This is a genomic window from Sphingobacterium sp. SYP-B4668 (genome assembly GCF_027627455.1).
Classification (GTDB): domain Bacteria; phylum Bacteroidota; class Bacteroidia; order Sphingobacteriales; family Sphingobacteriaceae; genus Sphingobacterium.
This window is the reverse complement of record NZ_CP115483.1, coordinates 804143-821159: the sequence shown is the minus strand read 5'-3', so window position 1 is coordinate 821159 and position 17017 is coordinate 804143. Positions and strand designations below refer to the sequence as shown.

The 17017-nt window shown below is 39.9% G+C and carries 18 protein-coding genes; 9 read left to right on the top strand and 9 right to left on the bottom strand.

Annotation, left to right across the window (positions count from 1 at the left end; genetic code table 11):
- Nucleotides 1-106: 106 nt before the first annotated feature.
- The 9 genes from hisF to OQ289_RS03530 all read right to left on the bottom strand — a co-directional run bounded on the left by hisF (nucleotide 107) and on the right by OQ289_RS03530 (nucleotide 8280).
- Nucleotides 107-859 (bottom strand): imidazole glycerol phosphate synthase subunit HisF, encoded by a 753-nt coding sequence (hisF, locus tag OQ289_RS03570; RefSeq protein ID WP_270089442.1) that lies wholly within the window; start codon nucleotides 857-859, stop codon nucleotides 107-109.
- Between the two features lies 1 nt (nucleotide 860).
- Complete coding sequence (locus OQ289_RS03565; RefSeq protein WP_033566232.1) at nucleotides 861-1613, bottom strand: 1-(5-phosphoribosyl)-5-[(5-phosphoribosylamino)methylideneamino]imidazole-4-carboxamide isomerase; 753 nt, start codon at nucleotides 1611-1613, stop codon at nucleotides 861-863.
- Nucleotides 1614-1632: 19 nt separating this feature from the next.
- On the bottom strand, nucleotides 1633-2226 hold the full coding sequence (hisH, locus tag OQ289_RS03560; RefSeq protein WP_270089441.1) for an imidazole glycerol phosphate synthase subunit HisH: 594 nt from the start codon (nucleotides 2224-2226) through the stop codon (nucleotides 1633-1635).
- Nucleotides 2227-2270: 44 nt separating this feature from the next.
- Complete coding sequence (gene hisB, locus OQ289_RS03555; protein ID WP_270089440.1) at nucleotides 2271-3410, bottom strand: bifunctional histidinol-phosphatase/imidazoleglycerol-phosphate dehydratase HisB; 1140 nt, start codon at nucleotides 3408-3410, stop codon at nucleotides 2271-2273.
- An 18-nt stretch (nucleotides 3411-3428) separates the two neighbouring features.
- Nucleotides 3429-4487 (bottom strand): histidinol-phosphate transaminase, encoded by a 1059-nt coding sequence (hisC, locus tag OQ289_RS03550; protein ID WP_033566229.1) that lies wholly within the window; start codon nucleotides 4485-4487, stop codon nucleotides 3429-3431.
- Nucleotides 4488-4679: 192 nt separating this feature from the next.
- Nucleotides 4680-5591 carry a ribonuclease Z gene (locus OQ289_RS03545; RefSeq protein ID WP_270089439.1) on the bottom strand — a complete coding sequence of 304 codons (912 nt, stop codon included), beginning with the start codon at nucleotides 5589-5591 and terminating at the stop codon, nucleotides 4680-4682.
- 3 nt (nucleotides 5592-5594) lie between these two features.
- Nucleotides 5595-5972, bottom strand: coding sequence for an STAS domain-containing protein (locus OQ289_RS03540; RefSeq protein WP_033566227.1), 378 nt, complete (start codon nucleotides 5970-5972; stop codon nucleotides 5595-5597).
- A 202-nt stretch (nucleotides 5973-6174) separates the two neighbouring features.
- Complete coding sequence (locus OQ289_RS03535; RefSeq protein WP_270089438.1) at nucleotides 6175-7125, bottom strand: phosphoribosylaminoimidazolesuccinocarboxamide synthase; 951 nt, start codon at nucleotides 7123-7125, stop codon at nucleotides 6175-6177.
- Nucleotides 7126-7299: 174 nt separating this feature from the next.
- Nucleotides 7300-8280 carry a PhoH family protein gene (locus OQ289_RS03530; protein WP_270089437.1) on the bottom strand — a complete coding sequence of 327 codons (981 nt, stop codon included), beginning with the start codon at nucleotides 8278-8280 and terminating at the stop codon, nucleotides 7300-7302.
- A 434-nt stretch (nucleotides 8281-8714) separates the two neighbouring features.
- On the opposite strand from OQ289_RS03530, the gene OQ289_RS03525 reads away from it, so the two are divergent.
- From OQ289_RS03525 to OQ289_RS03485, 9 genes are all read left to right on the top strand, one after another.
- Entirely contained in the window at nucleotides 8715-9503 is a 789-nt protein-coding gene (locus OQ289_RS03525; protein ID WP_033566224.1) for an SAM hydrolase/SAM-dependent halogenase family protein, read from the top strand.
- A gap of 51 nt (nucleotides 9504-9554) precedes the next feature.
- Complete coding sequence (locus OQ289_RS03520; protein WP_270089436.1) at nucleotides 9555-10094, top strand: hypothetical protein; 540 nt, start codon at nucleotides 9555-9557, stop codon at nucleotides 10092-10094.
- A gap of 72 nt (nucleotides 10095-10166) precedes the next feature.
- Nucleotides 10167-12002, top strand: coding sequence for an ABC transporter ATP-binding protein (locus OQ289_RS03515; RefSeq protein WP_033566223.1), 1836 nt, complete (start codon nucleotides 10167-10169; stop codon nucleotides 12000-12002).
- Nucleotides 12003-12101: 99 nt separating this feature from the next.
- Nucleotides 12102-12443 (top strand): YtxH domain-containing protein, encoded by a 342-nt coding sequence (locus OQ289_RS03510; RefSeq protein WP_033566222.1) that lies wholly within the window; start codon nucleotides 12102-12104, stop codon nucleotides 12441-12443.
- A 64-nt stretch (nucleotides 12444-12507) separates the two neighbouring features.
- The gene (locus tag OQ289_RS03505) at nucleotides 12508-13167 is read left to right on the top strand and encodes a heme exporter protein CcmB (RefSeq protein WP_270089435.1); all 660 of its coding nucleotides are present in this window, start codon (nucleotides 12508-12510) and stop codon (nucleotides 13165-13167) included.
- A gap of 24 nt (nucleotides 13168-13191) precedes the next feature.
- Complete coding sequence (gene ccsA / locus OQ289_RS03500; protein WP_270089434.1) at nucleotides 13192-13872, top strand: cytochrome c biogenesis protein; 681 nt, start codon at nucleotides 13192-13194, stop codon at nucleotides 13870-13872.
- Between the two features lie 155 nt (nucleotides 13873-14027).
- Nucleotides 14028-14237, top strand: coding sequence for a CcmD family protein (locus OQ289_RS03495; protein WP_033566219.1), 210 nt, complete (start codon nucleotides 14028-14030; stop codon nucleotides 14235-14237).
- A 96-nt stretch (nucleotides 14238-14333) separates the two neighbouring features.
- Nucleotides 14334-15317, top strand: coding sequence for a DUF6427 family protein (locus OQ289_RS03490; RefSeq protein WP_270089433.1), 984 nt, complete (start codon nucleotides 14334-14336; stop codon nucleotides 15315-15317).
- Nucleotides 15318-15689: 372 nt separating this feature from the next.
- A complete protein-coding gene (locus OQ289_RS03485; RefSeq protein WP_270089432.1) occupies nucleotides 15690-17012 on the top strand; it encodes a hypothetical protein in 1323 nt (440 codons plus the stop codon).
- The last annotated feature ends 5 nt before the right edge of the window (nucleotides 17013-17017 follow it).

The window sequence follows — 17017 nt, the reverse complement described above, 5'->3', positions numbered from 1 at the left end:
ATGAGTATAGGACAATCGATAAATAATCGAGAAAAAAAGCATTGCGCTAAGAACCCTAAGCTTATCTGTATTGTCTGTGTCTCTTTAATCTTTGTCTATACTCTTGTCATCGTACAATGATACCGTTATGGCGGAGTGTTGCTTTCAATTCTGGGATTAATATTTCACCATAGTGGAATACGGAAGCCGCCAGAGCTGCATCAACATTGGTCTCTTGAAATACGTCTACAAAGTGCTGCTGTGCTCCTGCTCCTCCCGAGGCAATCAACGGGATACGTATAGAATCGTTGATTTTCTTTAAAAGAATATTATCAAATCCATTCTTTGTGCCATCATGATCCATCGATGTTAAGAGAATCTCACCTGCCCCACGCTCTTGCGCTTCGAGTACCCATTTTTCGGTTTGTAACTCGGTCTGAATACGACCACCGCTCAAATGAACAAAATTTTGCCCGGCAATGTGTCTAGTATCAATAGCTACGACAACAAACTGTGCACCAAATGCCGCAGCCATTTGATCGATCAAATTAGGATTGCGCACTGCTGCAGAATTTATTGAAATCTTATCTGCTCCAGCATTCAATAGAATTTCGGCATCTCTTATTTCATTGATGCCACCACCAATAGTAAATGGAATATTGACCTGCCTGGCAACGGCACTTACTAAATCAATAGTAGTCTTGCGCTCCTCATGGGTTGCCGTAATATCGAGAAAGACCAATTCATCTGCTCCTTGCTCGGAATAGGCATAGGCCAACTCAACCGGGTCGCCGGCGTCGCGTAAATCAACAAAGTTTACTCCCTTGACTGTCCGTCCGTCTTTGACATCCAAACAAGGAATTATGCGTTTTGCAAGCATCTTAAAAACGGATTAACGACTTTAGGTTCCAATCTTGTATTTCTTCAATCGTAATTCTATTTTCATAAATAGCTTTACCTACGACACATGACTCCATCCGACCTAGATCGCTTAGGACTTGTATATCTTGCATAGAGCTGATGCCTCCAGATCCAATCAATTTGATAATGGGAGAGTGATCAAGTAACTTTTGATATAATTCTACTCCCGCACCGCCCAACTTGCCATCTTTGCTAATATCTGTACACAGAAAGCGGTAGAAGCCTAAAGCCAAGCATTTATCAATATATTCGATAAGCTTGATAGGAGAGCTTTCCAGCCATCCAGAATATTTGATAACTTCGTCTAAGACATCAATCGCAATGACGATGTGGTCTGCATATTTTACTTTCCCTTCGTTCAGCACACTAAGTTCTTCCAGAAACTCAGGGTTAGTAATGGCTTGTGTACCGACGATAACCCGAAATATCCCTGCATCAATCAGCTCCTTCACTTTTTCGATACTACGTACACCACCACCATACTGGATTTTCATTTCAGTCTTGCGGATAATGTCAAATAGATATTCTTGATTGCTAAAATCCCCTTTAGCTCCATTTAGGTCAATGATATGAACCAGTTCAGTCCCGTTCGCACGATATTTTTCAATCTGATCTTCAAGACTGATATCGTAAGTCGTTACATCATCATAATTTCCTTCACGCAGACGAACTACTTTTTTGTCTAATACATCGATTGCTGGTATAATATACATACTTGTAAATATTTTATTTCTAGTTTATTTTTGAAAAATTCATTAGTAACTGTTCTCCCGCCTTTCCTGATTTTTCAGGATGGAATTGTACGCCGTAAAAATTGCTCTTGGCCATCGCAGCCGAGAAAGATGTGCCATAATCACACTTTGCAATCGTGTAATCCTCATGATATTCAATAAAATACGAATGCACGAAGTAAAAGTACGCATTATCTTCTATATTGCTAAAAAGCGGACTTTCTTTCTGGGGTGAAATGCTATTCCAACCCATATGGGGTACCTTTTGATCAATACGTCCGCTAAAATGTAAGGTTTTAATGGGGACAATATCTAATAGATTGACATCACCTTCTTCTGAATAGGCGGTAAGCAGTTGCATACCTACGCATATACCCAATACAGGTTTGGTTATATGCGCTATGCAGTCGGCAAGTCCCGATTCACGCAGCTTTGTCATAGCTGCTCCGGCATGCCCCACACCTGGGATAATAATTCTATCGCAATGATCGATCTCATCAGGTTTATTCACCATCATATAAGATAGACCGACTCGATTAAGCGCTGCAGTTAAAGAAAAAATATTGCCTGCACCGTAGTTGATAATTCCAATCATATGTTAAAGATACGAGCTATTGATTGATTTATTGACCTCAACTCCTATAAAACGCCTTTAGTACTGGGCAGTTGCATATTATCGGCATCCCGTCGCACGGCTTTTTTTATAGATTTGGCAAAGGCTTTGAAGATGGCTTCAATTTTATGATGTTCATTATCTCCCTCAGCCTTGATATTCAAATTGGATTTGGAGGCATCAGAAAAGGACTTGAAGAAGTGGAAAAACATCTCGGTAGGCATATCGCCTATTTTTTCGCGCTTAAATTCAGCGTCCCAAACTATCCAATTACGTCCGCCAAAGTCTAGCGCGACTTGAGCAAGGCAATCATCCATAGGTAGGGTATAAGAATAGCGTTCAATGCCACGCTTATCTCCTAATACGTTTAAAAATATCTCTCCAAGTGCTATCCCAGTATCTTCAATGGTATGATGTTCATCAATATGCAAATCTCCTTTGGCTTTGATGGTCAAATCCAACGCACCGTGTCTCGCTATTTGGTCAAGCATATGATCAAAAAAGGGTAATCCGGTATCGATCTTGGATTTACCCGAACCGTCTAGGTTAAGGTGGATATAAATATCGGTTTCATTGGTCTTGCGGATATGCTCGGCACTGCGGGTCCCTAATTTTAGAAACTCATAGATTGACTTCCAATCAGTGGATTCAAGTGCAATGACCTCAGGGTTTACTTCTAGATTCTCGAGTGCCCCGAGTTGATCATTGGCGCGCAACCAAATTGATTTGGCACCTAAATTCTGGGCCAGTTTGACATCATTGATACGGTCACCTATAACGAAAGAGCGTTGCAAATCATATTTTGACGGGTCAAAATATTCAAGTAACATTCCAATGCCAGGTTTACGTGTGGGCGCGTTTTCGTGTGGAAAAGTACGATCGATATGCTCTCTCTCAAAGACAACGCCTTCCCCAGCAAATGTATCTAAGATAAATTGGTGTACGGGCCAAAAATTGGCCTCTGGATGGGCATCGGTGCCTAGACCATCTTGATTGGAAACTAGAATCAGCTCAAAATCCAATTCCTTCGCGATACGTGGTAGGTACTGCAAAGCCCCTGGATAGAATTTCAGTTTGGAAAAGGAATCGATTTGTTCATCTTCGGGTTCGAGTATCAATGTCCCGTCACGATCGATAAACAATACTTTTTTAATAAGGTTAGGCATGATTATATATAAATTATATTAGCCTGCATAAGCAGACATCTTTTCTAATAGCAATCTATTTTCAGCAGGGGTACCCACTGTGATGCGCAAACAGCCTTCACAAAGTTCCACTTTTGAGCGGTCTCGAACAATGATGCCATGACTGACCAAATAGGTGTAGACACCGCGAGGATCATTCATTTTTACCAAAATAAAATTGGCATCGGAAGGTGTAATGTATTGTACATATTCAAAATTGAAGAGCTCTCTTACCAAATACTCTCGCTGGGCAACCGTTTCCTTAATCCAATCATTGACCTGCCCCACATTGTCTAATGCTTCTAAAACAATGTCTTGGGTAGCTTGATTGATGTTATAGGGAGGCTTAATTTTATTAAATACGTCAATGATAGCCGTACTCGCAAATGCCATACCTAATCGGAGTGCAGCCAACCCCCAGGCTTTGGACAAGGTCTGTAAGACCACAAGATTGGGATAGTCGTTCAACTCTTGGGTGAAAGACTTGGTTTGTGAGAAATTAATGTAGGCTTCGTCCACGACGACTATACCATGAAAGTTATTCAGAATGACTTCAATATCCAATCTATTGATAGCATTTCCGGTCGGATTGTTGGGTGAACAAATAAAAATCAATTTGGTATGGGCATCTACAGCTTCTTGAATACCGTCTAAGTCCAACTGATATTCTTTCGTTAAATTGACCTTTTTAAACGCGACATCATTGATATTGGCAGATACCTCATACATGCCATATGTTGGGGGAACCAAGATGACGTTGTCTATACCTGGCTTGCAAAAGGCTCTGAACAGGATGTCAATGGCCTCGTCACTGCCATTTCCAAGAAATATATTTGCAGCAGGAACTCCTTTTATAGTAGATAGTTTTTCCTTTACTCGATGTTGCAAGGGATCTGGATAACGATTATAATCATGGGCTAAAGGAGAACCAAATGCGTTTTCATTTGCATCAACTAAAATTGATGCTTCTCCCTTAAACTCATCTCTTGCAGAAGAGTAAGGCACGAGATTTTTGATATTATCTCGCAATAAGTCGGTTAAGTTGAATGGATTATCCATTTTTAAAAGAAATTAGAGCCGTAAACTTAGATAAAATGCTTTGGATTCACAAACCGAAGATAGGGTATTCTATCCTACAGAAGATAAGCCCATATATCCCCTATCGGCCGGATATAGAATATAATGTTATTGGGCTGCACCTGTAATTATGCCTGTTACGAAGCGCATTTTTGATAACAGAAATATCGGATCTTAAATCGTAAACCATTTGCCTTCGACTGAAAGCTGCGTATGTGGGAAAACGGATCTAGCCTCATCCAATAGTGGCTGCAAATCACGATATCGGGCGGAGTAGTGCCCAAGTAAAAGCTTCTTGGCACCAACTTCTACCGCTATCTCAGCTGCCTCTAGCGCTGTAGTGTGCAGTGTCTCCTTAGCTCGATCGACCATTTCGTGAAGAAAGGTAGACTCATGATAAAGAAGGTCGACACCTTTGATGGTTGATAGATAATCGGGGACTCTTACGGTATCGGAACAAAAAGCATAGCTTCTGGAATCGGGAGCTGGAGTGGTCAACTCCGACGCCCTATGTACGGTACCGTCGGGGGCTGTATAATCGATTCCCTTTTTCAATCTGGAAATATAGATTTTGGGAATATTGATTTTCTCCACCAATTCACCAATAACAATGGCCGAACGCCGACCTTCATCAAACCTAAATCCCGTACAGGCTATGCGATGGGTCAGCGGGAAACTGGTCACCTTAAAGGCTGGCGATTCAAAAATGACTTGTTCATTTTCGGGATCGGTAGGGTGAAAGATAAGATTGTATCGCAATACAGTCTCAGAACATCTAAACTGTACTTCCAAAATTTCTTCCAAATCTTTGGGCCCGTAGAGATGAAGATCGGTCTTACGACCGACTAAATGCATGGATGACAATAACCCTACTAATCCTAGATAATGGTCTCCGTGTAAATGACTGATAAAAATGTGACCTATACGATTACTCTTGATGCCATACCTAAATAGCTGCATCTGCGTACCTTCTCCACAATCAATCAAAAAAAATTGTTCATTGAAATTGAGAAGTTGACTCGTAGGGTGACGTTCGTACATGGGAGTCGCGGAGCTATTCCCTAAAATCAAAACCTCAAACCTCATCTGTTATTCTTTTTCGCCTCTATAGTCCATCTCCAGTTCGTGTGCAAAAATAACATCCTCAGCTTGTTTGATTGAATCGACAATGTGTAATTGTTGATGAAGATGGGACATTTCGAGCACGTCCAATACTGCTGAATCTACATTGGCCAAGATAAATAGTCCGCCAATGGAGTTACATAATCTATTGGCTAAAATACCTATACGCACGCCTTCTTCGTCGACTTCCTTAACGTTGGATAAATCGAGGACAATATTGCGCTGTCCGACAGTATTTCTCAACAATAGTTCACCTTTCAACTTTGCTGCCCGCTCCGCGTTCAACACATCAGACAGGGGCTCGATCACAACATAGCGATCATGCTTATCAATCGTATATTTCATATGTATATTGTTTACCTTAAATATAAAAACCCCGTTTAGTATCTTGGGATTTTTAACCTCGTGTTACCCATTGCTCTCTCGCAACAATATAACTGTTGTTTAAAACTCAGATAAAGTTGCTCTAAATATGCAAAAAAGAAACCTTATCTATCTCTTCCTTCTGCTGAAGGACTATTTATAGCGGAAATATACTAAATCTAGACTAATATCTCAATGTCTTTAGTGCTTTAGAGACATTTTCTTCGACTCTTACCAAAACGTCACTTTGACTGGGGTACTCAAACTTCTCGCCTGTAATGTGCTCAAAGAGCTCGATATAACGTTCGGATATGGAACTTACAATATCGTCTGTCATCTCAGGTACTTGCTGCCCATCCTTGCCTTGAAACCCGTTTTCAATCAACCATTTGCGAACAAATTCTTTGGATAATTGCTTTTGAGGCTCCTGTTGAAGTTGACGTTCGTCGTATCCATCTGCATAAAAATAACGGGAAGAATCCGGCGTATGAATCTCGTCAATAAGGTATATCATGCCATCTTTTTTACCGAACTCATATTTTGTATCCACGAGAATCAGCCCTCTTTCTTTCGCAATCTCTACTCCCCTTTGATAAAGGGCATGGGTATACTTTTCCAACTGAACATAGTCTTCTTCACTCACAATGCCTCTACTTAGAATTTCGGCACGAGAGATATCTTCATCATGCCCGATGGCAGCTTTGGTGCTTGGTGTGATGATTGGAGTTGGAAGCTTGTCATTCTCATGAAGACCATCTGGAATCTGCTCGCCACAAACTTCTTTGCGACCTGCACTATATTCTCGCCAAGCGTGACCGGAAAGATACCCTCTAATGACCATTTCAACTTTAAATGGCTCACACATATGTCCAATGGTTACACTAGGATCAGGGACAGAAACCACCCAATTGGGCAAGATGTCTTCAGTGGCTTTCAGAAACTTGGAGGCAATCTGATTCAACACCTGTCCTTTATAAGGGATAGCGCGGGGCAATACAACATCGAATGCTGAAATCCGATCGGTGGCCACCATGGCAAGATAGTGATTGGCAATTGTGTAAACGTCTCTCACCTTACCTCGATAAAAGGCTGTTTGATTTTCGAAATTAAAGTTGGTCTCTCTTATTGTATTCATGGTCAAATAAATTCAAAATACTGTTGGCAATGTGGTACAAAAATAAAACCTTATTGTAGTATCTTCATCAATCTAGGATGAAAATATTTTAAGGCTTGCTGTTGTCTGTATAAAACAACCATGCTTTTAGAAAAAAAAAACTCGACACTTTGCAGGTCGAGTCATATTACGTTATCAAATGTCCCCGTATGCTTCGAGGATGCGTTTTACTAGCTTGTGTCGCACAACATCTCCTCCACTCAGGTAAATCATATCAATCCCTTCGATGCCTTCTAGAAGCTTGACAGCTGTGGCGAGTCCAGATTGGTTTTTCTTAGGAAGGTCTATTTGGGTCATATCGCCAGTGACTATGAATTTGGCGGTAGGGCCCATTCGAGTTAAAAACATCTTGAGCTGCATATCCGTAGCATTCTGCGCCTCATCTAATATGACAAAGCAATTATCAAGGGTCCGACCGCGCATAAAGGCCAATGGGGCAACTTCTATAGTCCGATTCTCTAGATATCCTTTTAATTTCTCGACAGGAATCATATCATCAAGCGCATCGTACAAAGGTCGTAGATAAGGGTCCACTTTTTCCTTAAGGTCACCAGGAAGGAAGCCCAAATTTTCACCGGCTTCGACTGCGGGCCTAGTCAAGATGATGCGTTTAATCTCCTTATTACGCAATGCTCTAACCGCCAATGCGACAGCTGTGTAAGTCTTCCCTGTACCTGCGGGTCCAATAGCAAATAGGATGTCGTTCTTGGATATACTGTCCACCATCCTGCGCTGATTGGGTGTCCTTGCTCGAACAATAACGCCATTAGGCCCATAAACAATTGGTTCGCCACTAAAGGCAGGAATGCCTACAGGGGTATCCTTTTTATCTGGATGTACATTTTTCTTTTCGCTCGTAGGCTTGGTTGCCCCCAAAATTTCTTCTAAATCCAAAATGGAGAGATTGTGAAACTTGTCGATATGTAAAAGAATTTCCCGAAAACCAGATTCAAAAAGCTTTTGCTCATGCGATTCACCTAGTACTTTTAGCTCATTGCCTCTAGCGACCATTCGTATTTTTGGAAATTGCTTTTTGATGAACTCAAAATTCTCGTTTTGGGCTCCCCAAAGAGCGACCAAATTAACGTCTTCTAATGTGATGAGTAGTTCGTTCAAATTATTATCCTTTAAAAGTGATGAGGGCAAAATATGGGACTAAATAACGCATCCCTATTTCGCTCTAAATGTAGTAAATTTTTAGCGGGATAACGCGCACTATTTTTCAAAATATTTGACATAAATTTAGTACTTTGCACAGTATTAAACCAAAAAAACTTAAAGGATGTACCGCCACTTATTAAAGTAAAAAGTACATGAAGAATTCGTATTTAGCAAAGAATACCTGAAGCTATTTTAAGAAAATAAGGATATCAACTTCCGATTAAAAAAAGATAAAGATTAATTGATTGTAAACTATGAATCCAGTAAATTACTGTTACTTTTGTAGTCCTTATCGAAAAAGTGTTTCGATTCAACAATTGTCGCGAGCTATTTTGGGGAAGGCCGCCAAGATCAACAAAAATTAAAGAAAAAATACGTTTTGCGGTTATATGGGAGTTATTACATTAACGACGGACTTAGGATATCAAGACTTTTACCAAGCAGCACTGAAGGGGAGTATAATCTCTCAGCTTCCGGATGTACGTATCGTAGATATCACCCATGAGATCCCTTCGTTCAATGTACAACATGCAGCCTTCGTGCTCAAAAATGCTTATCACTATTTCCCTAAGAAGACAGTACACCTAATTGGGGTTGACACAGTATTTCACGAGGGATCGAGATATATAGCAATGAAATACAACGGGCACTTCTTCGTTGGTGCCGACAATGGCATTTTCAGCATACTTTTGGGAGAAGATAAAGCAGAAGAAGTGGTAGAACTTGACATCATGCAAGACCTTAGATATTTGCATTTCCCACTAGCTGACATTCTCACCAAAGCCACTTGCCACATTGCCAAGGGTGGAAAGATGACGGATATTGGTATACCAATAGATGACCCTGTGGAAAAAGCCACATTCCAGCCAATCTTTGACCAAAATTCAATAAAGGGACATGTGTCTTATATCGATTCGTTTGGCAATGTCATCAGCAATATCAGCAAGGATCTTTTTAATAGGATACAAGCTGGAAGGGGGTTTACTTTGTATTTTAAAAGAAACGAGACCATTGACAAGATGAGCTGGCACTACAACGAAGTATCCGAAGGGGAAAAACTTTGTCTATTTGGAATCAGTAACTTCTTGGAGATTGCAATCAATAAAGGAAATGCGAGTCAATTATTAGGCTTATATCAGGACGAGACTATTAGGGTAGAATTTCACGAAGCACAATAATATTAAACCTTCATCGGATTGATTGGGTCGTTAATGAAAAACAGATAGCATATGAAAATCATCGCTCTTGCACTACACTTTTTTATCGCCCTATTGTATACAAACACCCTGTATGCACAACAAAACACCGACGATAGTACTTCATACGAATCTCAGCGCAAACGCGTCAATGACCTACTGCATGCGAGAAGCACCAAATTTGGAGAATACGATGTGAGCCTGCAAAAGAAAACAGGGATATTTGGACTTTTCAAGTCAAAAGGGGATATGCAAAGGTCAATCGATATCCTAAAACAAATAGTCATAACGGACAACAATATCTTCATTGAAACAAAAAAGCTGCTAGACTTCAAGGATTTTGAACGAGAAAAATTCCAAAAGTTGGCTACAGAATATGATGGACAGATTACGGCCTACATGACGACAATCAATAAACTACAGAATGAGAACGAAGAACTGAAAGAGCAATTGAGCGCATTGGAAGGAAAGGACCACGGCAATGACCTATTACTTTACTTAACTTTTGCAGGTATTATCGTACTTGGCTTCTTCACTTATAAATTCTACAAACAGAGGAGTGTCAAAAATTGACGTAAGTGTGATAAGGCCACATAATAATATACCTAGTTTTGCAATATAGATTTTTTTTATAGTCAATAGAAAATGGCGAGAGCAAGATTGAACAGCGGAAATACGCAATCTGAAGATTTACCCAAGCCCAAATTAAATAAAGAGTTACTTCAAAAGGCAAGCAAAATCTTTTCATATATTAAACCATACCGGGTCAAATTCGGCTTTGGGATGTTTTTTTTAATTGTGTCCAGTCTGACCATGTTGACTTTCCCGGCCCTACTCGGAGAGATGATTGACGCGGCACAGGGAAAGCCTACTTATAAATGGTTGCCCAATAGTATCACAGCCATCGGGAGCATTAGTTTTTGTATTCTCTTCATTCAATCTTTTATCTCCTTTTTTCGAATTCGATTATTCGTAGAAATTGCAGAAAAGGCATTGGCCAACATCAGGAGAGACTCCTACAACAAATTGATTACGCTTCCAATTGAATTTTTCGCAAACCGGAGAGTGGGTGAGCTCAATAGCCGCCTATCGTCTGATTTAGCTCAAATTCAGGATACGATTACCACGACCTTGGCAGAGACTCTTCGACAGCTGATCAGCTTGGCTTTTAGCGTCATCTTGTTAATAGCTGTATCACCGAAACTCGCCTTGATGAACCTATGTATCCTTCCTATCTTGGTCGTGACGGCATTGATATTTGGGCGATTTATTCGAAATTTCTCTCGTCAGGCACAAGATCAATTGGCCGATTCGAACAGCATTGTACAGGAAACGCTCTTAGGAATCCATAATGTAAAGGCTTTTGTCAACGAATATCATGAAACACGCAGGTACTCTGGCAAACTGGATGCTGTCGTAGCACTTGCTGTAAAAGGGGCCACATACAGAGGTATTTTTGCCTCTTTTATTATATTCTGCATATTCGGAGCGGTGATTGCTGTAATCTGGTATGGTGCATCTTTGGTTGCTGCAGGGGAGATTACCGTTGGAGACCTGACAACCTATATCCTCTATTCCATGTTCGTTGCTGGTTCAATGGGAAGTTTTCCGGAACTCTACGCCAACATTCAGCGCTCGCTTGGGGCCAGTGAGCGGGTTCTCGAAATCTTAAATGAAAAACCGGAGGACATTGAGTTAAGTGAGGATAACAAAACGATTAAAAGGCAGATTGAAGGTCACCTAACATTTAAAAATATAGAATTCACCTATCCTGGAAGAAAGGAAAACCAAATCCTAAAAAATATTTCCTTTGATGTAAACTCAGGACAAAAAATAGCGATTGTGGGTCCTAGTGGCGGTGGAAAATCGACCATAGCTTCTTTAATCCTTCAGTTCTACAAACCCAATAATGGTCAGATATTATATGACGGAGTTCCAGCAAAGGATTACCTACTCACAGATATTCGAAATCAAGTAGCGATTGTACCACAGGATGTTTTGCTTTTTGGAGGTACAATCCGTGAGAACATTGGTTACGGTAGACTTGGAGCTGATGCTGAAGATATCATCAAAGCGGCACAGCGCGCCAATGCGCATAATTTTATTATGGACTTTCCAGAGGGATATGATACCTTGGTCGGTGAACGAGGAGTTAAACTCTCTGGAGGCCAGCGCCAACGTATTGCTATAGCGAGAGCACTTCTTAAAGACCCTTCTATACTAATCTTGGACGAGGCTACATCTTCGTTGGATTCGGAATCCGAACGCTTGGTGCAACTAGCACTTGAGGAACTGATGAAAAACAGAACATCAATCATCATTGCACACAGATTGTCAACAGTGATCGATGCCGATAAAATCATCGTCCTTGAGGATGGCATGGTGTCAGACATGGGTAACCATATCGAATTGATGAGTAAGGGATCTGGTTTGTACCATCACTTATATTCGCTTCAATCTTCTCAAAAAGAGGAACTGTAAAAAAATGTTAATTTTTGAAAGCACGAAACTTTTTGGTGCAGCTATTGTTATCCTAATATAGAATTGACAATAGTATTGAAATCATTAAAAGAGGAAATCATGAAAAATAAAAACGGTATTGTAGCATTTGCTTTACTAGGATTGGCAGCAGGAGCAGCCGCATATTATTTGTTGGCAACAGAAGATGGTAAGAAACAATTGGATCGTGCTAATGATGGCGTTAAAAGTTTAACAAAATCTCTTAAAGAGATGTCTAAAAAAGAGGCTAAGCGTGCTGCAAAATTTGCTCAATCTGCTAAAGATGAAATCATGGAGATGAAAGGAAAAGCGAAGGAATTTGGCAAGGACCTTGCGGATAAAGCAAGTAACGCAGCACACAACATGGCTAACAAGGTAGACGAAGGAGCTTCAAAAGCGAAATCGGATATCGAAAACGCGTAAACTGCCCCGACTGTTGTATTCACTTTCGCTATATCCAAATTTGATTTTTGTATCTTCGTAGCGAATGAATCTATATCAACAAGTAAAGACTTTAGTATATAAGGACGTCCTCTTGGAGTGGCGTTCAAAATATGCAATCAATGGAATTTTACTCTACGTAGTATCTACGGTTTTTGTTTGCTATCAAGCATTCACAGCCGTAGATCCTATTGTTTGGAACGCATTATTCTGGATAATAATGTTGTTCGCATCGGTAAATGCTATCAGCAGAAGCTTTGTCCAAGAAAGCACCAATCGCCAACTCTACTATTATTCAATCGTAGGGGCTAAAGCAATCATTCTATCTAAAATTATTTATAATATACTGGTAATGGTCTTATTATCTGGTATAGCTTTCTTAGTGTACTCCGTAATATTTCGCAACCCACTTGGAGACCCTCTTTTATATTTCATAGCGGTACTACTCGGAAGTATTAGTTTTGCCTCCGTGTTTACCATGGTATCGGGGATAAGTTCAAAAGCAGGGAACAATAGTACATTAATGGCTATCTTGAGCTTTCCAGTAATTATCCCGCTACTACTGGTACTCATCCGCTTGTCCAAAAATGCGATGGATGGGCTGGATCGAACTGTAAGTATGGATGACATCGTCGTGTTGCTTGCGATTAATGTTATAACTGTTACGATTTCTTTGTTGTTATTTCCTTACCTTTGGAGAGATTAAAACAGCATTAAATATTCAATTGAAATGAGAAAAAATTGGTGGAAAATCCTTGCCGTAGTCTTAGTTTCAGCATCTATCGTAGCAGGGTTTATCGGTCCGGTCCCTACTCTTCCGATTCTTCATGAAACCATTCGAAATCTATACTTTCACCTCCCAATGTGGTTTGTAATGGTCACATTGTATCTAGTATCGGTCATATACAGTATTAAATATCTAAGTTCTGGGAACATGAAGTTTGATATCATAGCTGTAGAAGCGGTAAATACTGGGATTGTTTTCTGTTTCATGGGGTTGGCGACTGGGATGTTGTGGGCAACCTATACGTGGGGAGACCCTTGGCCGAAGGATCCTAAATTGAATAGCTCAGCAATTGCAACACTCATGTACTTAGCTTATCTTGTATTGAGAAATGCCTTGGATGAGGAGCAAAAACGAGCTAAGATATCAGCGATTTACAACATATTTGCCTTCCCTGTGATGATCGTCCTTTTGTACATTCTTCCTCGACTTACCGATTCGCTCCACCCTGGAAATGGTGGAAATTCGACGTTTAGCGATATCGACATGAACAACCAACTTAGATTCGTCTTGTACACTGCTGCTATTGGTTGGATTTTGATTGGTGCATGGATTACAACGCTCCGCTACAGAACCCGTTTGATAGAAAATAAAGAGCTTGACAACGAATTAGATGAATCGAATTGAATTTTATCGTGAAAGAGCTACATAGGAGCATCTTCATAAAGATACACTCCTACCATCAAAGGCAGACGAAATTGTCTTAATAAGTAGAAATAACGGAGTGTAACAAATCACATTTATTCAGGAAATACTCACTACTCATAAATAATTATATACGTATGAAACATTATATTTTCACACTATCGCTTTTATTAATGTCGTCCTTATCTGTATATGCTCAAGGGGAGATAGAAATGGCTACTGGCCTAAGAAGCTCTGGCAAAATATGGGTAGTAGTCTTAGTGCTACTGATCGTATTCTTTGGGATAGCAGCTTATCTATTTACACTGGATAAAAAAATATCTAAATTGGAGAAGCACAATAAGTAATTGTCGGAAAAGAATAGATATATGGGTATAGTTGAAATGGCAGACCTAATTCTGTATCTATTAGATAAGGGCAACTTTGCATAGACATCTGGGGATATGATCATTAATCAATTCAGGAAATTCACACCCATCAACATTGGGTTATTAGCATTAATTGGGCTAGCGCTGTGTTTAGGGGTATTTCTACATTTGCCAAATGAACTGACACCAATACTGTTTGAGCCTGCATTAAATAACCTTCTAGGCTTGCAATCGGGCCTTTCGCTGGCTCCCCAATCCAATGTCATTACGACCTTGGGATTGACAATCTTACAGGCATTCTTACTTAATAAGGTTATGAATGACTTTAATTTCTTGGGTAAACCTAGCTTTTTGACAGCATTAATGTATATGACACTAGCGAGTCTATTCATCCCCTTTTTGGTACTGTCACCAACATTGATTTGTAACTTCATCTCTATTCTGATGTTAAGAAAGCTGTTGACAATCTATCATCAGCAAGATATCAAGAGTTTAATGTTTGATCTGGGCATGATTGTGGGTATTGGGAGTTTAATATACTTTCCTTTCATTGTCATGTTTTTCCTACTTTGGATTAGCTTAATTATTTTCAGACCATTTAGTTGGCGTGAATGGATAGCGACGCTACTTGGTCTATGCACGATTTATTTTATGTTGGCGGTCATTTACTACTGGTTAGACCGAATGGAGGAATTTTTCAATATATTCAAACCGTTTACCTACAATTTTCCGACTGCGCTAAGTATGGATTTCCATGACTATCTCGTCTTAATACCAATCTTCATCGCGCTGGTATTGTTTCTTTTGATATTAAAGGATCAATTTTTCAAAAGCATAGTGCATGTGCGAAAGTCGTTTCAATTGCTCTTTTTCATGCTACTGCTGGCTATTGGCTCCTTCTATCTTAATCCGATTATCACAGAGAGCCATTTTCTCCTATGTGCACCGCCAATAACTGTATATCTGGCTTATTACTTTACATATGCCAAGAACAAATGGATATACGAGTCAATGTATGCTCTCATTATTCTCACAATCATCTACTTCCAATTCATGTAAATATCTGAAAAATAGATGTTTAACCTTTTTTAACAAATAGAATCTACGTAATAACCAAAATTTAGATAGTTTTGTAACTGAAAAAATTAGGATAGAACTTATTTGAATCGAATAATTTATCTTCATTTTAACTTGTAATACGATCAAAATTGTCATCAAATATAAAGCTGAACATGAATCTTTACTCCTGCCATCCAGATAGAGATGGTATTGCCAGCATGAGGATATTGATCCAATATTATTGTTTGAGAAGTAAACGATTCTTTTTGTCCTTACCCGACCAAAATGTGCTACAGATAAATTTATACGGAATGAAAAGAGTATTATTGATGTCATCAAATAGAATCTGTAACGCGAATATCAATTTTTAACATGCAGAAACACGATATACACGGGCTGAAAAAAGCAGCTTCAACACTATTTATTGCATTAGGTCTATTGGCATGCAGCACGAGTGTGTATGCGCAACAATCCACTTCGGCCTCTCCATATTCAAAATTCGGACTTGGTCAGATGCGCGGAGACTTACTTCCCCAAACGCGTGCTATGGGAGGTATTTCAACAGGGGTGCGATTCTTGGGAGGTGCCAACACCTTAAATTTGGCTAACCCAGCATCCTATACTGGATTTCATCACACTATATTTGACGCGGGGTTGTATGGAAATTTGACACAGCTCGAAAAGGGTAGCGCTGCTGACAATTCGGCTGACTTTGCATTTAGCCACATTACAATGGGAATCCCGTTGGGCAAAGCCGGAGGTATCGCTTTTGGCCTGATGCCTTTTTCGGATGTCGGTTATTCGTCAAGTAGCATAAAGACTTTGGACACGCTGAATTACAGAAGTACACTGTCTGGTCAAGGGGGCGTAAACAAGGCTTTTATCGGCTACGGTGTGAGTCCATTCAAGGGCTTTAGTATCGGTGCCAACGTGAGTTATATTTTTGGAAATCTTACGGATATCAGTAAAATAGATTTTCCATATTCACTTGATGCGTTTAACACCACAAGAAAAGATATCCGTTCGTTCACTGGAGTATCTTTGGACTATGGTGTCCAATATTTTAAACCACTGGGAAACAAGTTGAGCTTAACTGTAGGATATGCGGGATCATTAAACAACACGATTAAGGATAAATCGACATTGGTAATTACGCGCACAGAGCCCAGCTTTTCTGATGTAGAAAACATTCCGAAAGACACCTCTTACATCAATGAGAAAAGTTCAAGAAAAATCAACCTTCCATTGAAGCATAGTATCGGCTTTACACTCGCAAAATCCAACAAATGGATGGTTGGTGCCGATTTCAAATATGAAGATTGGTCAGACTTTCAGGTGAGACAGGGTGAACCTAGATTGGGTAAAAATTATGGAGGGGCAATAGGTGGTCAATTTACACCTGACCCATCTTCCATCCGTTATTTGAATATTGTGGACTATAGACTAGGGTTCAGATATAACAAAACGCAAATGAGCTACAACGGTACGGATATAAAGGATATGGCGATTACGGTGGGGATGGGACTTCCACTTCCAACACAACCGTATTCGAGAACTTTTTCCAAAATAAATGTTTCAGCTGAGTTTGGACAGATGGGTACGCTATCAAACAACTTAGTACGAGAACGCTATATCAACCTTAATATTGGTTTTACGCTAAACGACAAGTGGTTTATAAGAAGAAATTATGATTAACATCA

Excerpts from the sequence above, each read along its gene's own strand:
- hisB (WP_270089440.1), bottom strand. The coding sequence starts at position 3,410 with ATGCCTAACCTTATTAAAAAAGTATTGTTTATCGATCGTGACGGGACA.
- ccsA (WP_270089434.1), top strand. The coding sequence starts at position 13,192 with ATGAGAAAAAATTGGTGGAAAATCCTTGCCGTAGTCTTAGTTTCAGCA.
- OQ289_RS03520 (WP_270089436.1), top strand. The coding sequence starts at position 9,555 with ATGAAAATCATCGCTCTTGCACTACACTTTTTTATCGCCCTATTGTAT.
- OQ289_RS03510 (WP_033566222.1), top strand. The coding sequence starts at position 12,102 with ATGAAAAATAAAAACGGTATTGTAGCATTTGCTTTACTAGGATTGGCA.
- hisC (WP_033566229.1), bottom strand. The coding sequence starts at position 4,487 with ATGGATAATCCATTCAACTTAACCGACTTATTGCGAGATAATATCAAA.
- OQ289_RS03485 (WP_270089432.1), top strand. The coding sequence starts at position 15,690 with ATGCAGAAACACGATATACACGGGCTGAAAAAAGCAGCTTCAACACTA.
- OQ289_RS03495 (WP_033566219.1), top strand. The coding sequence starts at position 14,028 with ATGAAACATTATATTTTCACACTATCGCTTTTATTAATGTCGTCCTTA.
- OQ289_RS03535 (WP_270089438.1), bottom strand. The coding sequence starts at position 7,125 with ATGAATACAATAAGAGAGACCAACTTTAATTTCGAAAATCAAACAGCC.
- OQ289_RS03525 (WP_033566224.1), top strand. The coding sequence starts at position 8,715 with ATGGGAGTTATTACATTAACGACGGACTTAGGATATCAAGACTTTTAC.
- OQ289_RS03565 (WP_033566232.1), bottom strand. The coding sequence starts at position 1,613 with ATGTATATTATACCAGCAATCGATGTATTAGACAAAAAAGTAGTTCGT.
- OQ289_RS03515 (WP_033566223.1), top strand. The coding sequence starts at position 10,167 with ATGGCGAGAGCAAGATTGAACAGCGGAAATACGCAATCTGAAGATTTA.
- hisH (WP_270089441.1), bottom strand. The coding sequence starts at position 2,226 with ATGATTGGAATTATCAACTACGGTGCAGGCAATATTTTTTCTTTAACT.
- OQ289_RS03540 (WP_033566227.1), bottom strand. The coding sequence starts at position 5,972 with ATGAAATATACGATTGATAAGCATGATCGCTATGTTGTGATCGAGCCC.
- hisF (WP_270089442.1), bottom strand. The coding sequence starts at position 859 with ATGCTTGCAAAACGCATAATTCCTTGTTTGGATGTCAAAGACGGACGG.
- OQ289_RS03545 (WP_270089439.1), bottom strand. The coding sequence starts at position 5,591 with ATGAGGTTTGAGGTTTTGATTTTAGGGAATAGCTCCGCGACTCCCATG.
- OQ289_RS03505 (WP_270089435.1), top strand. The coding sequence starts at position 12,508 with ATGAATCTATATCAACAAGTAAAGACTTTAGTATATAAGGACGTCCTC.
- OQ289_RS03490 (WP_270089433.1), top strand. The coding sequence starts at position 14,334 with ATGATCATTAATCAATTCAGGAAATTCACACCCATCAACATTGGGTTA.